The following is an 18,830-nucleotide window of genomic DNA, read 5'->3' as shown; positions in this document are numbered from 1 at the left end:
CGTGAATTCGTTAGGCCAGCAGCAGCGCGCCGAGCAGGATGGCGGCGCCACCCACCAGGGAAGCGGCGTACCAGCGCAGGCGGCCGTTCTCGGTGAGGCTGAGGAGGTTGTGTCCGCCGCGCACGCTGAACGGAACGACGCCCAGGGTACGGTCGATGGGGTCGCGCCCCAGCAGTTGGCAGAGCAGCAGGTAGGGTTTCACGAACAGCTTGTCGTACAGCCAGTCGAAGCCCCAGGCGTGGTACCACCAGGTACCGAAGAAGCGACCCGGGGCGCTCTTCGCCAGGGCGCCGACGAAGCGGCGCTGGCCGAGGAAGAGCAGTGCGGCCAGCAGGATACCGGCGATGGCGATGGCGCCCGAGGCCAGTTCCAGGCTGTGCTTGGCTTCGCCACCGGCGTGGCCGACGCTTTCCGGCAGGACGCCGGCCAGCGGCGGGGTGATCAGGGCGCCGACGAAGGTCGACAGGACGATCAGCACGCTGAGCGGCAACCAGTGGGAAATCCCGTGGCCGGCGTGGGCTTCGGTCTTCGGCTCGCCGTGGAAGGCGACGAAGATCAGGCGGAAGGTGTAGATCGAGGTCAGGAACGCACCCACCAGGCCGGCGATCAGCAGTTCGCGATGGCCGCTGGCGAAGGCCTCCCAGAGGATCTCGTCCTTGGAGTAGAAGCCCGCGGTGAGGAAGGGCAGGGCGGCCAGCGCCGCGCCGCCGACCACGAAGCTGGCGTAGGCCAGCGGCAGCTTCTTCCACAAGCCGCCCATCTTGAAGATGTTCTGCTCGTGGTGGCAGGCGACGATCACCGCGCCCGAGGCAAGGAACAGCAGGGCCTTGAAGAAGGCGTGGGTCATCAGGTGGAAGATCGCCGCGTCCCAGGCGCCGACGCCGAGGGCGAGGAACATGTAGCCGATCTGGCTCATGGTCGAGTAGGCGAGGATGCGCTTGATATCGGTCTGTACCAGGGCGGCGAAGCCGGCCAGGACCAGGGTCACCGCGCCGACGATGCCGACCAGCTCGAGGATGTCCGGAGCCAGGGTAAACAGGCCGTGGCAACGGGCGATCAGGTAGACGCCGGCGGTCACCATGGTGGCGGCGTGGATCAGCGCGGAGACCGGGGTCGGACCGGCCATGGCGTCGGCCAGCCAGGTCTGCAGCGGCAGCTGGGCGGACTTGCCGACCGCGCCGCCGAGCAGGGCCAGGGTCGCCAGGGTCAGCCAGAGGTTGCCTTCCGGGAACTTCTGCGGCGCCAGCACCAGCAACTCCTGGATGTTCAGGGTGCCGAACTGCTGGAACAGGATGAACAGGCCGAAAGCCATGAACACGTCGCCGACGCGGGTGACGATGAATGCCTTGAGCGCCGCGTTACCGTTGTTGCGATTGCTGTAGTAGAAGCCGATCAGCAGGTAGCTGCACAGCCCCACGCCTTCCCAGCCGAAGTAGAGGAACAGCAGGTTGTCGCCCAGCACCAGGAACAGCATGCTGGCGATGAACAGGTTGGTGTAGGCGAAGAAGCGCGAATAGCCGGTTTCGCCACGCATGTACCAGGAGGCGAACAGGTGGATCAGGAAGCCGACGCCGGTAACGACACCGAGCATGGTTACCGAGAGGCCGTCCAGGTACAGGGTGAAGTTGGTGCTGAAGTCGCCGGCCGCCATCCACTGCCACAGCACCAGGCTGTAGGCACCGCCTGCCGGCGGACTGCTGTGGAAGCTGAAGATGGCCCAGGCCGCGCTCAGGGCGGAGAGGCCGACCGAGCCGACGCCGACCAGCGCCGAAAGGTTTTCCGACCACCTGCCGCGGGAGAACGACAGCAGCAGGAAGCCGACCAGGGGGAACAGGAAGGTAAGAGGTAGAAGGTTCATCCGCGCATCTCGCTGGCAGCGTCGATATCGAGGGTGTGGAAGCGGCGATACAGTTGCAGCAGGATCGCCAGGCCGATGCTCGCTTCGGCGGCCGCGAGGCTCAGCACCAGGATGAACATCACCTGGCCGTCGGGTTGGCCCCAGCGGCTGCCGGCGACCACGAAGGCGAGGGCGGCGGCGTTCATCATCACTTCCAGGCTCATCAGTACGAACAGGATGTTGCGTCGCACCATCAAGCCGACCAGTCCGAGGGCGAACAGGACGCTGGCGAGGGCCAGGCCGTGTTCCAGTGGTATTGCGTTCATAGCGTTACGTTCCCTTGGGGCGGGCGCAGGGCGCCCGCCGAACCTTTATTGTTTGGCGTCTTGACGACCCAGGTGATAGGCAGCGACCAGGGCCGCGAGCAACAGCATGGAGGCCAGTTCGACCACCAGCAGGTACGGGCCGTAGAGGCTGATGCCGACCGCCTTGGCGTCTACCGTGGTATGGCCGATGCCGGCACCGCTCGGGGTGCGGGCGAGGACCACCAGCAGTTCCACCAGCAGGACCAGGGCCAGGGCCGAAGGCCCGACCCAGATGCCGGGCGTGAGCCACTTGCGCTCCTGCTCGACCACGGCCGGGCCGAGGTTGAGCATCATCACCACGAAGACGAACAGAACCATGATGGCGCCAGCGTAGACGATGATCTCCAGGGCACCGGCGAAGGGTGCGCCGAGGCTGAAGAAGGTCATCGAGATGGCCAGCAGGGAAATGATCAGGTAGAGCAGGGCATGCACCGGGTTGCTGTTGGTGATGACCCGCAGCGTGGCCAGTACGGCGACGCCGGCAGCGAAATAGAAAGCGAATTCCACGCGACGTCTCCTTATGGCAGCAGGCTTTTCACGTTGATCGGTTCGGCTTCGTTCTGCGCGGCGCCTTTCGGCTTGCCGGCGATCGCCATTCCCGCAACGCGGTAGTAGTTGTAGTCCGGGTTCTTGCCCGGGCCGGAGATCAGCAGGTCGTGCTTCTCGTAGACCAGGTCCTGGCGCTTGAACTCGCCCATCTCGAAGTCCGGGGTGAGCTGGATCGCGGTGGTCGGGCAGGCTTCCTCGCACAGACCGCAGAAGATGCAGCGCGAGAAGTTGATGCGGAAGAACTCCGGATACCAGCGACCGTCCTCGGTCTCGGCCTTCTGCAGGGAGATGCAGCCAACCGGACAGGCCACGGCGCACAGGTTGCAGGCTACGCAGCGTTCCTCGCCGTCGGGGTCGCGGGTCAGGACGATCCGGCCACGATAGCGTGGCGGCAGGTAGACCGGCTCTTCGGGGTATTGCAGGGTGTCGCGCTTGCGGAAGGCATGGCCGAAGATCATCACCAGGCTGCGAAGCTGGGTGAAGGTGCCATGCACGACGTTGATGATTTCTTTGATCACGGTGGTTCTCCTTACTGGGCCGCGGCCAGCACGAGCGCGCCGGTCACCAGCAGGTTGATCAGGGTCAGCGGCAGGCACACCTTCCAGCTGAACGCCATCACCTGGTCATAGCGCGGACGCGGCAGCGAGGCGCGGATCAGGATGAAGAGCATGATGAAGAAGCCGGTCTTGGCGGCGAAGTAGAAGAACGACAGCCAGGGCAGGGTGTCCAGGAACGGACCGTGCCAGCCGCCGAAGAACAGGGTCGCCAGCAGCGCCGAGACCAGTACGATGCCGATGTACTCGCCGACGAAGAACATGCCCCATTTCATCCCGGCGTACTCGATGTGGTAGCCATCCGCCAGCTCCTGCTCCGCTTCCGGCTGGTCGAACGGGTGACGGTGGGTCACGGCGACGCCGGCGATGATGAAGGTGCAGAAGCCGAAGAACTGCGGAATGATGAACCAGACGTTGTCGATCTGGTACTGGACGATGTCGCGCATGTTGAACGAGCCGACCTGGGCGACGATGCCCATCAGCGACAGGGCCAGGAACACCTCGTAGGAGATGGTCTGGGCCGAGGCGCGCAGGCTGCCGAGCAGGGCGAACTTGTTGTTGCTCGACCAGCCGGCGAACAGCACGGCGTACACCGTCAGGCCGGCCATGGCGAAGAAGAACAGGATGCCGATGTTCAGGTCCGCCACGCCCCAGGTGGGGGTGATCGGCACGATGGCGAAGGCGACGAGCAGGGCGCCCATCGCGATCACCGGGGCCAGGGTGAAGATCATCTTGTCGGCGAACGGCGGGGTCCAGTCCTCCTTGAAGAACATCTTGACCATGTCCGCGCCGAGCTGGAACGCACCGAACGGACCGACCCGGTTGGGGCCGTAGCGGTCCTGCCAGAGGCCGAGCAGGCGGCGCTCGACCCAGCTGAGCAGGGCGCCGCAGATGACCACGGCGAGCAGCACCACGATGGCCTTGACCACGGTGAGGATGATGGTGACCAGAGCGGGAGTCAGCCAACTCATTGTGCAGCCTCCTGCAGACCTTCCACGGAGCAGCCGGCGATCGCCGCCGGGATGCCGGCGAAGCCGACCGGCAGGCCGATCAGGCCGGCGCCGAGTTGTTCATCGATGCGCAGCGGCAGGCGCAGGGCCTGGCCCTTGAGCTGGAAGCCGAGGGTCGCGCCGTCGTTGACGCCGAGGCGGTCCGCGTCTTCCTTGGACAGTGCGACGTAGGTTTCCGGGATACGCTGCTGGATCGGCGCGGCCCGCGAGCTGTTTTCCTCGCTGCCGAACAGGTGGTACAGCGGCACTACCTTCCAGCTGTCGGCCTTGGCGCTGAACGGCACCGGCACGGCCTGGAACCAGTCGAGGCCTTCGCCCTTCGGTTCGATCAGGCGCACGCCGGGGTCGCCGGCGCGCAGGTGGCCGCCGACCTCGTCCTGGAACTTGTTCCAGGCCTGCGGCGAGTTCCAGCCCGGGGACCAGGCGAACGGGATCTGCTGACGGTCTTCCTGGCTGCCGGAGTAGCCTTCCATGGAGAAGGCGAACGCCGAGTCGATGTCCTGCGGGGTGCGCGGCTCGTGCACGCTGATGTTGGCGCGCATGGCGGTACGCCCGCTGTAGCGGTGCGGTTCGCGGGCCAGCTTGAGGCCCTTGATGCGGAACGAGGCGGCCGGTGCGGCGTCGCGGATGCCGGCCAGGATCGGCTTGGCCTCGGCCACGGCTTCGGTGACGTGGTCCAACTGGGTCCAGTCGACGCGCTTGCCTTGCAGGGTGCTGTGGATCGCATGCAGCCAGCGCCAGCCCTCGCGGACCATGTTCCTGGCGTCGTAGTAGGTCGGGTCGAACACCTGGAAGAAGCGTTGGGCGCGGCCTTCCTGGCTGACCAGGGTGCCGTCGCCTTCGGCGAAGCTGGCCGCCGGCAGCACCAGGTGTGCCTTGGCGGTGGTGGCGGTCTGCTGGTGATCGGCGACGATCACCACCTTGGCCGCCGCCAGGGCCGCGTCGACACGGGCGGCGTCGGTGCGGCGGTAGAGATCGTTCTCCAGCACCACCACGGCGTCGGCCTGTCCGGAGGTCAGTCGCTCGAGCGCGGCTTCCACGGAGTCGCCGCCGAAGAGCGCCAGGCCGAGGCTGTTGGCTTCGCCGACCACCAGGCTGATGGAGCCGTTCTTCTCGCGCAGCTTGAGGGCCTTGGCGATGTTCGCCGCGGCTTCGATCAATGCCTTGTTGCCCAGCGAGTTGCCGGACACTACCAGCGGACGCTTGGCCGCCAGCAGGGCATCGGCGATGCGCTGGGCGAAGGCCTGGGCCTGCGGGTCGAGATCGGCCACGGACGGGGCGCTCGGATCGATCGCATGGGCCACGGCGAAGCCGAGGCGAGCGAGATCGTCCGGCGCGGCGTGGACGGTTTCCTCGGCCACGTCGTCGAGGCGGGTCGCGTTGACGCTGGCGATGAACAGCGGGTTCTGCGCGTGCTGGGCGATGTTCTTCACCGCGGCGTCGAGCCACGGCTGGACCTTCATGTCGGCAGCCATCTCGACGGCCTTGCCCTTCACCGACTGGCGCAGGGCCAGAGCGATGCGGGCGGCGGTCTGGGTCAGGTCCTCGCCGAGGACGAAGACCGCGTCGTGGTCCTCGATGTCGCGGATGCTCGGCACCGGCAGCGGGCCTTCCTGCATGACCTGGAGGATCAGGCGCAGGCGGTCGAGCTCGCCTTCGTTGATGCCGCTGTAGAAGTTGCCTTCGCCAACCAGCTCGCGCAGGGCGAAGTTGCTTTCCAGGCTGGCGCGCGGCGAACCGATGCCGACCACCTTGCGCTCCTTCAGCAGGGCGGCGGCCTGGTCGAGGGCGCCGTCCAGGCTCAGCTTCTGCTTGCTCAGCACCAGCAGCGGCTGGCGCGGACGGTCTTCGCGGTTGACGTAGCCGTAGCCGAAGCGACCGCGGTCGCAGAGGAAGTAGTGGTTGACCGAGCCGTTGTAGCGGTTCTCGATCCGGCGGATCTCGCCGTAGCGCTCGCCGGGGCTGATGTTGCAGCCGCTGGAACAGCCGTGGCAGATGCTCGGGGCGAACTGCATGTCCCACTTGCGGTTGTAGCGCTCGGAGTGGGTCTTGTCGGTGAACACGCCGGTGGGGCAGACCTCGGTGAGGTTGCCGGAGAACTCGCTTTCCAGCACGCCGTCCTCGACCCGTCCGAAGTAGACGTTGTCGTGGGCGCCGTAGACGCCGAGGTCGGTGCCGCCGGCGTAGTCCTTGTAGTAGCGCACGCAGCGGTAGCAGGCGATGCAGCGGTTCATCTCGTGGGCGATGAACGGGCCGAGTTCCTGGTTCTGGTGGGTGCGCTTGGTGAAGCGGTACCGGCGCTCGTTGTGGCCGGTCATCACCGTCATGTCCTGCAGGTGGCAGTGACCGCCTTCCTCGCACACCGGGCAGTCGTGCGGGTGGTTGGTCATCAGCCATTCGACGACGCTGGCGCGGAACTGCTTGGCCTCTTCGTCTTCGATGGATATCCAGGTGTTGTCGGTGGCGGGGGTCATGCAGGACATGACGAGGCGACCACGCTTGTCGTTCTCGTCGGTGTACTGCTTCACCGCGCACTGGCGGCAGGCGCCGACGCTACCGAGCGCCGGATGCCAGCAGAAGTAGGGAATGTCGAGACCGAGGGACAGACAGGCCTGCAGGAGGTTGTCTGCACCATCGACTTCGAGCGTCTTGCCGTCTACGTGGATAGTGGCCATGGTTCAAGTCTTCGTTGGCCCGTTGTCAGCGGGCGTGGCTAATAGAAACTCACGGTTCCGTCGGGCCTGCGGCCGGGCCGCGGCACGACGACGAAACATCGCCGGACGGCTGGCCGTCCGGCTGCAAAGCATCAGGCGCCGACCGTTGCCGGGCGCGGCGCGGCCGAAGGCTGGCGGGAGATGCCCGCCTCGAATTCGGCACGGAAATACTTGAGGGCGCTGCCCAGCGGCTCGACGGCTCCCGGCGCGTGGGCGCAGAAGGTCTTGCCCGGGCCGAGGAAGTTGACCAGCTGCTCGAGAGTCTCGAGGTCGCCGGGCTGGCCTTCGCCACGCTCCAGGGCGCGCAGCAGCTTCACGCTCCACGGCAGGCCGTCGCGGCAGGGGGTGCACCAGCCGCAGGACTCGCGGGCGAAGAACTCTTCCATGTTGCGCAGCAGGGAAACCATGTTGATGCTGTCGTCCACCGCCATGGCCAGGCCGGTGCCCATCCGGGTGCCGACCTTGGCGATGCCGCCGGCGAACATCTGCGCATCCAGGTGTTCCGGGAGCAGGAAGCCGGTACCGGCGCCGCCGGGCTGCCAGGCCTTGAGCTGGAAGCCGTCGCGCATGCCGCCGGCGTAGTCCTCGAACAGCTCGCGGGCGCTGACGCCGAACGGCAGTTCCCACAGGCCGGGGTTCTTCACCTTGCCGGAGAAGCCCATCAGCTTGGTGCCCATGTCTTCGCTGCCGGGGCGGGCCAGGGTCTTGTACCAGTCCACGCCGTTGCCGACGATGGCCGGCACGTTGCACAGCGTCTCCACGTTGTTCACGCAGGTCGGCTTGCCCCAGACGCCGACGGCGGCGGGGAAGGGCGGCTTGGAACGCGGGTTGGCGCGGCGGCCTTCCAGCGAGTTGATCAGCGCGGTCTCTTCGCCGCAGATGTAGCGGCCGGCACCGGTGTGGACGAACAGCTCGAAATCGAAGCCGCTGCCGAGGATGTTCTTGCCGAGCAGGCCGGCGGCCTTGGCTTCGTCGATGGCGCGGTTGAGGTTGCGCGCCGCGTCGACGTACTCGCCGCGCAGGAAGATGTAGCCGCGGTAGGCCTTCAGCGCGCGCGCGGAGATCAGCATGCCTTCCACCAGCAGGTGTGGCAGTTGCTCCATGAGCATGCGGTCCTTCCAGGTGTTCGGCTCCATCTCGTCCGCGTTGCACAGCAGGTAGCGGATGTTCAGCGACTCGTCCTTCGGCATCAGGCCCCACTTCACGCCGGTGGGGAAGCCCGCGCCGCCGCGGCCCTTGAGGCCGGAGTCCTTGACGGTCTGGACGATGTCGTCCTGGGCCATCTGGGTCAGCGCCTTGCGCGCCGCGGCATAGCCGTCCTTGCTCTGGTATTCCTCGAGCCAGACGGGCTGGGCGTCTTCGCGCAGGCGCCAGGTCAGCGGATGGGTTTCCGCCGAACGCGCCATGCGGTTGGCCGGACCAATGGAGGTAAGGGTCATACGTAGGCCTCCAGCAGTTTGGCGACACCGTCGGGACGCACGTCGCCATGGGTGTCGTCGTCGATCATCAGCGCCGGGGCCTTGTCGCAGTTGCCCAGGCAGCAGACCGGGAGCAGGGTGAAGCGTCCGTCGGCGGTGGTCTGGCCGAGACCGATGCCGAGTTGCTTCTGGATCTCGCCGACCACCGACTCGTGGCCGCCGATGTAGCAGACCATGCTGTCGCAGACGCGGATGATGTGGCGGCCCACCGGCTGGCGGAATATCTGACTATAGAAGGTGGCGACGCCTTCGACGTCGCTGGCCGGGATCCCCAGCACCTCGCCGATCGCCGGGATGGCGCCGTCCGGCACCCAGCCGCGCTGCTTCTGGACGATCTTCAGGGCTTCGATGGACGCCGCGCGCGGGTCCTCGTAGTGATGCATTTCATGCTCGATGGACGAGCGCTCGGTTTCGCTGAGGACGAAACGGTCGGTCTGAATCAGGTTGCTCTGGCTCATGTCAGCGGTCCACGTCAGCCATAACGAAATCGATGCTACCCAGGTAGGCGATCAGGTCCGCGATCATGCTGCCGTTGATCACCGAGGGGATCTGTTGCAGGTGCGCGAAACTGGGCGTCCGGATACGCGTGCGGTAGCTCATGGTGCTGCCGTCGCTGGTCAGGTAGTAGCTGTTGATACCCTTGGTCGCCTCGATCATCTGGAAGGCTTCGTTGGCCGGCATGACCGGGCCCCAGGAAACCTGCAGGAAGTGGGTGATCAGGGTTTCGATGTGTTGCAGCGTGCGTTCTTTCGGCGGCGGCGTGGTCAGCGGATGGTCGGCCTTGTACGGGCCTTCCGGCATGTTCTTCAGGCACTGCTCGATGATCCGCAGGCTCTGGCGCATCTCGCCCATCTTGACCATGCAGCGGTCGTAGGCGTCGCCGTTGTGGGCCAGCGGTACCTCGAACTCGAAGTTCTCGTAGCCGGAGTAGGGGCGGGCCTTGCGCAGGTCGAAGTCGCAACCGGTGGCGCGCAGGCCGGCGCCGGTGGTGCCCCACTCGAGGGCTTCCTTGGTGTTGTACTGGGCGACGCCGATGGTCCGGCCGCGCAGGATGCTGTTCTTCAGGGCCGCGGTCTCGTACTCGTCGAGGCGCTTGGGCATCCAGTCGAGGAACTCGCGGACCAGCTTGTCCCAGCCGCGCGGCAGGTCGTGGGCGACGCCGCCGATGCGGTACCAGGCCGGGTGCAGGCGGAAGCCGGTGATGGCCTCGACCACCTTGTAGGCGCGCTGGCGGTCGGTGAAGGTGAAGAACACCGGGGTCATGGCGCCGACGTCCTGGATATAGGTGCCCAGGTACAGCAGGTGGTTCAGGATACGGAAGAACTCCGCCATCATGATCCGGATCACGTCGACCCGCTGCGGCACCTTGATTCCGGCGAGCTTCTCCACCGAAAGTACGTAGGGCAGGTTGTTCATCACCCCGCCGAGGTAGTCAATGCGGTCGGTGTAGGGGATGAAACTGTGCCAGGACTGGCGCTCGGCCATCTTCTCGGCGCCGCGATGGTGGTAGCCGATCTCCGGGACGCAGTCGATGATCTCTTCGCCGTCCAGTTGCAGGATGATGCGGAAGGCACCGTGGGCGGACGGGTGGTTCGGGCCGAGGTTGAGGAACATGTAGTCCTCGTTCTCGCCGTGGCGCTTCATGCCCCAGTCTTCCGGCTTGAAGCGCAGGGCTTCCTGCTCCAGGTCCTGCTTGGCGGCGGACAGGGAGTAGGGATCGAACTCGGTGGCGCGCGCCGGGTAGTCCTTGCGCAGCGGATGGCCCTGCCAGGTCGGCGGCATCAGCATGCGGGTCAGGTGCGGGTGGCCGGTGAAGGTGATGCCGTACATGTCCCACACTTCGCGCTCGTACCAGTTGGCGTTGGGCCAGATACGGGTGGCGGTGGGCAGGTTGAGGTCGCGCTCGGACAAGGCGACCTTGATCATCACGTCACTATTACGCTCCAGCGACATCAGGTGGTAGAACACACTGAAGTCGGCGCTCGGCAGGCCGCGGCGATGGGTGCGCAGCCGCTCGTCGACGCCGTGCAGGTCGTAGAGCATCACATAGGGCTTGGGTACCTGACGGAGGAAGGTCAGGACTTCGATCAGTCTTTCGCGCGGGACCCAGAGCACCGGCATGCCGGTACGGGTGGGCTGGACGGTGAAGGTCTCGGCGCCAAAGCGGGAATTCAGTTCGACGACGATATCCTGGTCGTCTGCCTTGTAAGGCGGGATGTACAGAGCGGAGTCTGCAGTCATGGTCTCGGTCGCTTTCGGTCAACGGTGGGGTGAACGCGGCTGGTCTCGGCCGGCCAGCGGGGCTGGCCGGGCGTTCCGGATCACACTTCGTCGGGGCTGCGCAGGTTGGTCACCTGGATGCGCTGCTCGCGTTTCAGGTCTTTCTGGGCCGGCATTTCGGCGCGGTAGACCCCCTGGTCGCCAACGACCCAGGATAGCGGGCGGCGCTCCTGGCCGATGGATTCCTGCAACAGCATCAGGCCTTGCAGGAACGCCTCCGGACGGGGCGGGCAGCCGGGGATGTAGACGTCCACGGGGAGGAACTTGTCGACCCCCTGGACCACCGAATAGATGTCGTACATGCCGCCGGAGTTGGCGCACGAGCCCATGGAAATGACCCACTTGGGTTCGAGCATCTGCTCGTAGAGGCGCTGGATGACCGGGGCCATCTTGATGAAGCAGGTGCCGGCGATGACCATGAAGTCGGCCTGGCGCGGCGACGCCCGGATCACTTCGGCGCCGAAGCGGGCGATATCGTGCGGCGCAGTGAAGGCGGTGGTCATCTCCACGTAGCAGCACGACAGCCCGAAGTTATAGGGCCAGAGCGAGTTCTTGCGACCCCAGTTGACGGTGGAGTTCAGCACATCCTCGAGCTTGCCCATGAAGATGTTCTTGTGAACCTGGCCCTCGACCAGCGGGTCGGCTACGGTTTCCCGTTCGCCTATCGGGTATTGGTCGTTGGCCGCATCGGGATCGATCCGGGTAAGTTTGTATTGCATCGCCAAAGCCTCATTGTTTTAGCTTCGCCTGCCGCTTGCGACGGCTTTCGGGAGCCCAATCGAGCGCACCGATCCGCCAAAGATAGACAAGACCCGCCAACAGAATTGCTATGAAAATGGTTGCCTCGATCAGGCCGGCCCAGCCGCTTTCGCGAACCGACACCGACCAGGCGAAGAGGAAGAGGGCTTCGACGTCGAAGATCACGAAGAGCATCGCGACCAGATAGAATTTTGCCGAGAGACGCAGGCGTGCGCCTCCGGTGGGGACGATCCCGGATTCGAAGGGTTCGTTCTTGCTGCGACCAAATGCCTTGCTGCCAAGCAGGGACGAAACCCCTAGCATGAAGGCGAGAAGGCCAACGACCCCTAGAAGGAAGGCAGCGAATCCCCAGTGATGAGCTGCAAGTTCAGCTGGGTTTGGCATGCTGATACTCCTTCTGTACCGGATATATAAGATCGTGGGTTCTGGGCGCAATGCCCGACTTCTTGTGCAACCCGCTGCGTAGTGAGCTAAGGGTTGTATGTATCTTTCCGATTTTATGCCCAAAGCGCCGGACAAGTAAATTTTTCTAACACAAACAGACGCTTCTCTGCTTTTTCCAGCGCTTTGGTTAATCCCCGAAAGCCTCGTGAATGCTGTCTTTGCGAGAAATGGCGCGGCCTGGCTGGCTTTTGGTCGTATTGCCGCGAAGCGTGGTGGAGGGCTCTTTGCAAGGGTTCAAACGATAATGAATATCGTTTGCAATGTCGCATCCGTATAACTTCGCTACATATATTCTTCGCCGCGTTACTATTGTTTACCCTTTTATTGGTAATTACTCCCGCTCAATCCGTTATTGCATTAAACCGGGAATATTTTCCGGGCCGGGCGCATGGCGGTTTTTCTTCTTTCCGCACCATGGCAACCCGGCTGCGGCGCCGCCTGGGGCTGCGCCCGCGATTCTTCGTGACGGATGCGAAGGCGCTGGGCAAGGTTTGCGGCGGTTCGCTTCGCAGTGCAGATGTAGTCGCTCCGGAGGTGCGCTACCTAGGGGCTGCGGTAGCCTCCCCGCGTTTCTTGCCGACCCAGGCCCAGACCATTTCGCAGGCGATCGGCTGGTTGCCGTTCTCGTCGCTGACCAGCACCGCCACGCGGACCTCGCCCTTGTCCTGTTGCCGAATCTGCTCGATCTGCCCGGCCTCCAGCGTAGCGATGGCGGTCAGGTCGCCCTGGGCGCGCTTGAGATAGTCGATCTTCATGGTCTTGATCAGCGGCAGCTTGTCGTCCGGTACGTTCATTCCGACCAGGAAGCCGCTGGCCGACTCGGCGAGCAAGGCCATCGCCGCGGCATGGATACCTTTTATATGGTTCTGCACCGCTCGACGGTTCTTCAGGCTGAGGATGGCGCGCTCCTGCCCCAGCTCATGGATGCGCACCCTCGCAGTGCCGGCGAAGCGCACCTGGGAACCCAGCAGCAGCGTCAGGCTGCGGCTGCGCCGGCATTCCGGCCAACGCAGGTCGTCGTGGCGCGTCAGAGCAGGCGTCGGCCGTCTTCGCGGGTGATCACCACGGTCGCCGAGCGTGGCCGGCGGCCCGGCCCGTCCGGCCAGGTGCTGAGGAGGTTATCGGCGGTCGAGCCTTCCCCCGGGTGCTGGATGTTGATGAACAGCGTACGGAAATCCGGCGTCGCGGCAATGCCGGTCACCTCGCAACCCAGCGGACCGGTGAGGAAGCGCTTCAGTTCGCCGGTGCGCGGGTCGGCCACCAGCATCTGGTTGTTGCCGAACGGGCCGCTGCTCAACTGACTGCCGCTCATGTCGGTCTGGATCCACAGGCGGCCTTCCGGGTCGAACCAGAGGCCGTCGGGGCTGGCCAGGATATTGTCCTGGTTCAGCGGCTTGCCGTCCGGGCCGCGGCTGTCTTCGCCGGGACCGGCGAGCATGAAGAGGTCCCAGGTGAAGCGTTGCCCGGCATAGTCGCGGCTGCGTTCGCGCCAGCGGATGATATGGCCGTAGGCGTTCTTCACCCGTGGGTTGGCGGCGTCGGCGACGGTGCGCGACGTGTTGTTGGTGAGGGTGAAGTAGACGTCGCCGTTGTCCGGGTTGACCGCGCCCCACTCCGGGCGATCCATCTTGGTCGCGCCGAGGACATCGGCGGCCAGACGGGTGTTGATCAGCACTTCGCCCTGGTCGGCGAAGCTCACCCCGGCCTTGCGACAGGCCGCGCGGAAGTTGCCGTCGGCGATGTCCAGCGGCAGCCACTGGCCGCTGCCATCGGCATTGAAGCGGGCGACGTAGAGGGTGCCTTCGTCGAGCAGGCGAGCATTGCTGCGACCCGGACGGAACCTGTCGCGGCTGACGTACTTGTAGATGTACTCGTTCTGCGAGTCGTCGCCGGAGTAGCAGACTACCTGGCGGCCCGGCTTGACCGGGGCGAAGACCAGGCCTTCGTGGGCGAAGCGGCCGAGAGCGGTGCGCTTGACCGGCACCGATTGCGGGTCGAACGGGTCGATCTCGACGATCCAGCCGAAGTTGTTCGGTTCGTTGCGGTAGTCGTCCTGGGCCTGTTTGCCCTTGCGGGTGGCGTCGAAGCGCTCGAACTCGTCGCCCGCCAGGGTTTCCCAGCCGAAGCGGCTGGTGTTGCGAATGCCGTAGCGGGTCAGTTCGCGTGGCAGTTCGCTGTCCTGGGTGGAGAAATAGCCAACCCAGTTCTCCTCGCAGGTGAGGTAGGTGCCCCAGGGGGTGAAACCGTTGGAGCAGTTGTTGTGAGTGCCGCGGGTGCGGGTGCCGTCCGGACTGTGGCGGGTGCGCAGCAGTTCGTGGCCGCGCGCCGGGCCGGCGATACGCATCGGCGTGGCGGCGGTGATCCGGCGATTGCGTTGCGACGGCACGACATTCCACTCGCCACGCACGTTGCGACGGATCTCCACGACGGAAACGCCATGGGCGTTGATTTCCTTGCGCACTTCATCGGCGACGGTGCGCTTGCCATCGACTACGGTCGGGCCATTGGTGTGCAGCAGCGGCGCGTCGATGTATTCATGGTTGAGCACCAGCAGGCCATGGTTGCTGATGTGTCCGCCGCCGAAGCCGAACTGTGCGTCGATCGGGAAGAAGTGCATGCCGTCGTGGTGCATGCCGATCTGTTCGGCCTGGTCCTGGGCGCTGTTGCCGGCGTCGTCGAGGAAGCCCGGATAACTGCCGCTGATCGGGGTGCCCCAGGGTATGAAGGGCGTCGCCTTGTAGCCGGCGGGCACCCGGATAGTATCGGCACGGCCGCTGGCGATGGCTTCGAAGGGCAAGCGGTTGCGGCGTTTGAAAGGCAAGCCGCGCAGGCCTTCCGCGGCGGGCGCCTGCGCTTCGGCGGGGGCGCCGCTGGCGGGGAGCGCGACGCCGAGGAAGGCGAGGGCGCCGAGCGCCGCGCCGCCGGCCAGGACCTGGCGGCGGCCGAGGCCGGCGATCAGGTCGTTCATGTGCGGATTGTTCGAATGGTTGCTGGGCAACTCGTCGCCATCACCGAACAGGATGGCATCTTTTTTCTCCAGGCTCACGGACGTGCTCCTTGTGGGCTGATCGACGGAGCATTGACGCTAACCGCTGAAAGCGACGGGACGATGACAGGCACCATGATCCGGAAATGAAAAACCCCGGCCGGAGCCGGGGTTTTCGCGAGGCGGGCCGGGCAGATCGTGGCTGCCCGGCTGGCCCCTGTTCCTTAGTGGAACTGGTTCATGGTGTTGTCTTTGCCGCTGGCCTTCAGAGCGGCTTCGCCAGCGAAGTACTCTTTATGGTTGTCGCCGATGTCGGAGCCAGCCATGTTCTGGTGCTTGACGCAAGCGATGCCCTGGCGCAGTTCCTGGCGCTGCACGCCCTTCACGTAGGCCAGCATGCCTTCGTCGGCGAAGTAGCCCTTGGCCAGGTTGTCGGTGGACAGCGCGGCGGTGTGGTAGGTCGGCAGGGTGATCAGGTGGTGGAAGATGCCGGCGTGGGCCGAGCCGTCGCGCTGGAAGGTACGGATCTTCTCGTCGGCGACCTTGGCCAGCTCGGTGTCGTCGTACTCGACGCTCATCAGCTTGTTGCGGTCGTAGGCGGAAACGTCCTTGCCTTCGGCGACGAACGCATCGAACACCTGCTGGCGGAAGTTCAGGGTCCAGTTGAAGGACGGGCTGTTGTTGTAGACCAGCTTGGCGTTCGGAATCACTTCGCGGATGCGATCGACCATCGCCTTGATCTGGCCGACGTGCGGCTTCTCGGTTTCGATCCAGAGCAGGTCGGCGCCGTTCTGCAGCGAGGTGATGCAGTCCAGGACGCAGCGATCTTCGCCGGTGCCCTTGCGGAACTGGAACAGGTTGGAAGCCAGGCGCTTCGGACGCAGCAGCTTGCCTTCGCGCTTGATCACGACGTCGCCGTTGCCCAGCTCGGCCTCGGAGATTTCTTCGCAATCCAGGAAGGAGTTGTACAGGTCGCCCAGGTCGCCCGGCTCGTTGGTCACGGCGATCTGCTTGGTCAGGCCGGCGCCCAGGGAGTCGGTACGGGCGACGATCACGCCATCGTCCACGCCCAGCTCGAGGAAGGCGTAGCGTACGGCATTGATCTTGGCGAGGAAGTCGATGTGCGGAACGGTGACCTTGCCGTCCTGGTGGCCGCACTGCTTCTCGTCGGACACCTGGTTCTCGATCTGGATGCAGCAGGCGCCGGCTTCGATCATCTTCTTGGCCAGCAGGTAGGTTGCCTCGGCGTTGCCGAAGCCGGCGTCGATGTCGGCGATGATCGGCACCACGTGGGTTTCGAAGTTGTCGATCTGGGCCAGCAGCTCGGCTTCCTTGGCCTTGTCGCCAGCGGCGCGGGCAGCGTCCAGACCGGTGAACAGCAGGTCCAGCTCGCGGGCGTCAGCCTGGCGCAGGAAGGTGTACAGCTCTTCGATCAGGCCGGAAACCGCGGTTTTCTCGTGCATGGACTGGTCCGGCAGCGGGCCGAAGTCGGAGCGCAGCGCGGCGACCATCCATCCGGACAGGTAGAGGTAGCGCTTGTTGGTGGTCTTCAGGTGCTTCTTGATCGAGATCAGCTTCTGCTGCCCGATGAAGCCGTGCCAGCAACCCAGCGACTGGGTGTAGACGGAGGAGTCCGCATCGTATTCGGCCATGTCCTTGCGCATGATGGCCGCGGTGTACTTGGCGATATCCAGGCCGGTCTTGAAGCGGTTCTGGATACGCATGCGAGCTGCGTACTCGGGGTTGATCGCGCTCCAGCTGCTGCCGTTCTTCTCTTTCAGCGCGGCAACTGCCTTGATCTCGTTCTGATATGCGGACATGGTCAATCCTTCAAGAAATGTATTGGTTGAGCACCGACTGACCCACTCAAAACCTGCTGGTGAAGGTTGTCTTGCGGGTGGCTCACCGCTGCATGGCGAGAGAATGACCGTGGCGAAGAATGACGCCGAGGAGGGGGTGGAGACGAACAGTTCGCGGACCGTGCTTCTCGACTGGATCAAGTGCCGTTCGGCTCGTGGTTGCCGGTGGGCGACTCGCTGTCGAGTCTTTCGATCTGGCTGATACGTAAACGCTTCCCCGTCCCTCAGGACAACTTCGTTCCAGTCGCAATCTCGTCAAGCCGCCTTGTGGGCAGATCAACACGGTGGAGGCCGAGGGCGTATCGGCGCAGGCACCGGGAGCTCGTCGTTTCAGAGCCCCTGATTAGCGGGAGCGGGGCCATCATGCTCTGGAAAAAATCCGTCGTCAAACGTTTTGTAGTGTTTTTTCAAGACTACTACACGAAGGTCTAAGAGTGACCGGATAGTCTTGTCTGGTCGAGATATTTCCGTTTGCATCGAAAATGCCCGCAAAAGCCCGCGCCCCGCGGCTTTGCCGGAGCGGGAGGCAAATTGCGCTGGAAAGAGCGCCGTCGGTCAGTCGAGGGTTTCGACTTTCAGGCGCAGGCTGGTGTCGTCGCGTCCCTGGGTCGAGTAGCGACGCACGAAGCCGCGCTGGTCGGCTTGGTTCTGTTCGCTGACGCCGCCCAGGGTGATCCACTCGCCGAGCTTGCCGCTGACCCGGGTGTCGGTGCTCTGGGTATCGATGACGCCGGGATGGCTCTGGCTGAGGCGGTCGTTGCTGGAGCTGATGGTGACGTGCACCAGGTTGCCGGTCAGCGTCGCGGTGACGTAGAAGCCGCGGTTGACGTTGCGGTATTCGGTCTGGCTGTAGATCTGCCCGTAGGGACCGGTAGCGGTGCTGGTGATGGGGACGCTCTGGCCGACCTGGATCAGCGCCGGGTAGCCCTCGGTGGCCTGGACCTGCTGGCTACCGCCGGAACGGCTGTCGGTGGAGCGACGGATGATGCGGACTCGATCCTTGCCGTTGACCTCGCCGCGGCCGCTCTGGATCTCGATGTTGCCGGCGCTGGCCGAACCATCCACCGAATAGCCGCGGCTGTCCTGTTGCAGGTTCTCGCTGGTATCCACGGTGATCAGCAGGCGATGCGGGCGCGAGTCGATCTGCTGCAGGACCGATTGCAACTCGCGGATCTTCGCCGGCTCGGCATTGACGATCAACTGGTTGCCATAGGCGGTGACCTTGCCTTCGCTGCCGATGACCGACTGGGCCACCGCCATCACGTCGTCGGCGGTGCGGTAGTTGAGCGGGATCACTTCGGTGCGCGGGGCGGCCGAGGCGCCGAGAACGACCGTCGCCAGCAGCGAGGAGAGCAGGGTGGGGCGCAACAGGGTCACAGGAGGAAGCTCCGCAGGTCCGGGTCGGAAAGGCTGGTGTCCCAGGCCTGCTCGAAGCGGGCCTGGAGTTGACGCACCCGCCCGGCGGCACGGTAGCAGGCGTAGCCCGCCGGTTGCACCGGTTTCGGGCGCAGCAGCAGGCCCTGATCGTCGGCCAGGAGGAAGGCGTCGTCCTCTTTAGGGTAGTCCGGGTTGAGGCGGCGGATCAGGCAGTTGCTCGACAGGCGGCGCGAAAGGTTGATCAGGCGGTGGCCGTTGCGCACGGCCTGGGCGCTGTCGCCAACGAGGATACGCAGGCGATTGCGTGGATTGGCCAGGAGAAAACGGGTGCAGGCTTCCTGGATGCTGCTGTGGTGATAGAGCCAGCTTTCCAGGTCGGGACTGTGCAGGCAGAGCGAGCGGCGGGCCTGCTGCAGGAGGGCCAGGGCATGGGCGCGGGCTTCCTGCGGATGCTCGAAACGCTCCAGCGGCTCATGTTCGCCGAGGCGGAATGGCGCCGGTTCCCAGCGTTCCGCAGGCAGCGCGGCGCTGGCCGGGTTGCGTACCGCAAAGCGCCCCGGAGAACTGAATTCGATGGCCGGCAGGTCGGCCGGCGAGGTCTCCGGGGCGTCGCTCATC

At 65.0% G+C, this 18,830-nt stretch carries 16 protein-coding genes; all 16 read right to left on the bottom strand.

Annotated features, from left to right (window positions below):
* Nucleotides 1-10: 10 nt before the first annotated feature.
* The 16 genes from nuoL to HMPREF2886_RS20815 all read right to left on the bottom strand — a co-directional run bounded on the left by nuoL (nt 11) and on the right by HMPREF2886_RS20815 (nt 18,829).
* Nucleotides 11-1,858, bottom strand: a complete 1,848-nt coding sequence (nuoL, locus tag HMPREF2886_RS20890; RefSeq protein WP_070748257.1) for an NADH-quinone oxidoreductase subunit L — start codon at nt 1,856-1,858, stop codon at nt 11-13.
* Complete coding sequence (nuoK, locus tag HMPREF2886_RS20885; protein ID WP_003090475.1) at nt 1,855-2,163, bottom strand: NADH-quinone oxidoreductase subunit NuoK; 309 nt, start codon at nt 2,161-2,163, stop codon at nt 1,855-1,857. Before nuoK ends, nuoL begins: the two co-directional genes overlap by 4 nt.
* 45 nt (nt 2,164-2,208) lie before the next feature.
* Nucleotides 2,209-2,709, bottom strand: a complete 501-nt coding sequence (nuoJ, locus tag HMPREF2886_RS20880) for an NADH-quinone oxidoreductase subunit J (protein WP_003090473.1) — start codon at nt 2,707-2,709, stop codon at nt 2,209-2,211.
* Between the two features lie 11 nt (nt 2,710-2,720).
* Nucleotides 2,721-3,269: an NADH-quinone oxidoreductase subunit NuoI gene (nuoI, locus tag HMPREF2886_RS20875; protein WP_003090467.1), complete on the bottom strand. Its 549-nt coding sequence runs from the start codon at nt 3,267-3,269 to the stop codon at nt 2,721-2,723.
* An 11-nt stretch (nt 3,270-3,280) separates the two neighbouring features.
* Entirely contained in the window at nt 3,281-4,276 is a 996-nt protein-coding gene (nuoH, locus tag HMPREF2886_RS20870; RefSeq protein ID WP_003090465.1) for an NADH-quinone oxidoreductase subunit NuoH, read from the bottom strand.
* Nucleotides 4,273-6,990, bottom strand: coding sequence for an NADH-quinone oxidoreductase subunit NuoG (nuoG, locus tag HMPREF2886_RS20865; protein ID WP_039027492.1), 2,718 nt, complete (start codon nt 6,988-6,990; stop codon nt 4,273-4,275). Before nuoG ends, nuoH begins: the two co-directional genes overlap by 4 nt.
* A gap of 131 nt (nt 6,991-7,121) precedes the next feature.
* A complete protein-coding gene (nuoF, locus tag HMPREF2886_RS20860) occupies nt 7,122-8,468 on the bottom strand; it encodes an NADH-quinone oxidoreductase subunit NuoF (RefSeq protein ID WP_003097674.1) in 1,347 nt (448 codons plus the stop codon).
* Nucleotides 8,465-8,965 carry an NADH-quinone oxidoreductase subunit NuoE gene (gene nuoE, locus HMPREF2886_RS20855; RefSeq protein ID WP_003090460.1) on the bottom strand — a complete coding sequence of 167 codons (501 nt, stop codon included), beginning with the start codon at nt 8,963-8,965 and terminating at the stop codon, nt 8,465-8,467. Before nuoE ends, nuoF begins: the two co-directional genes overlap by 4 nt.
* A 1-nt stretch (nt 8,966) precedes the next feature.
* Entirely contained in the window at nt 8,967-10,748 is a 1,782-nt protein-coding gene (nuoC, locus tag HMPREF2886_RS20850; RefSeq protein ID WP_003090458.1) for an NADH-quinone oxidoreductase subunit C/D, read from the bottom strand.
* 80 nt (nt 10,749-10,828) lie between these two features.
* Nucleotides 10,829-11,506 carry a NuoB/complex I 20 kDa subunit family protein gene (locus tag HMPREF2886_RS20845; RefSeq protein ID WP_003090455.1) on the bottom strand — a complete coding sequence of 226 codons (678 nt, stop codon included), beginning with the start codon at nt 11,504-11,506 and terminating at the stop codon, nt 10,829-10,831.
* A 10-nt stretch (nt 11,507-11,516) separates the two neighbouring features.
* Complete coding sequence (locus HMPREF2886_RS20840) at nt 11,517-11,930, bottom strand: NADH-quinone oxidoreductase subunit A (RefSeq protein WP_003090452.1); 414 nt, start codon at nt 11,928-11,930, stop codon at nt 11,517-11,519.
* 599 nt (nt 11,931-12,529) lie between these two features.
* Nucleotides 12,530-13,021: a DUF4442 domain-containing protein gene (locus HMPREF2886_RS20835; RefSeq protein WP_070748255.1), complete on the bottom strand. Its 492-nt coding sequence runs from the start codon at nt 13,019-13,021 to the stop codon at nt 12,530-12,532.
* Entirely contained in the window at nt 13,018-15,036 is a 2,019-nt protein-coding gene (locus HMPREF2886_RS20830; RefSeq protein ID WP_070748253.1) for a PhoX family protein, read from the bottom strand. The genes HMPREF2886_RS20835 and HMPREF2886_RS20830 overlap by 4 nt, the downstream gene beginning before the upstream one ends.
* 164 nt (nt 15,037-15,200) lie before the next feature.
* Nucleotides 15,201-16,796 carry an isocitrate lyase gene (locus tag HMPREF2886_RS20825; RefSeq protein ID WP_003090447.1) on the bottom strand — a complete coding sequence of 532 codons (1,596 nt, stop codon included), beginning with the start codon at nt 16,794-16,796 and terminating at the stop codon, nt 15,201-15,203.
* Between the two features lie 594 nt (nt 16,797-17,390).
* Entirely contained in the window at nt 17,391-18,212 is an 822-nt protein-coding gene (locus tag HMPREF2886_RS20820) for a secretin N-terminal domain-containing protein (protein ID WP_033973301.1), read from the bottom strand.
* Nucleotides 18,209-18,829 (bottom strand): DUF7931 domain-containing protein, encoded by a 621-nt coding sequence (locus tag HMPREF2886_RS20815; RefSeq protein WP_033975418.1) that lies wholly within the window; start codon nt 18,827-18,829, stop codon nt 18,209-18,211. Before HMPREF2886_RS20815 ends, HMPREF2886_RS20820 begins: the two co-directional genes overlap by 4 nt.
* Nucleotide 18,830: the final 1 nt, after the last annotated feature.

This window comes from Pseudomonas sp. HMSC066A08 (assembly GCF_001813025.1).
Classification (GTDB): domain Bacteria; phylum Pseudomonadota; class Gammaproteobacteria; order Pseudomonadales; family Pseudomonadaceae; genus Pseudomonas; species Pseudomonas aeruginosa.
This window is presented reverse-complemented; position numbering and strand designations above follow the sequence as displayed.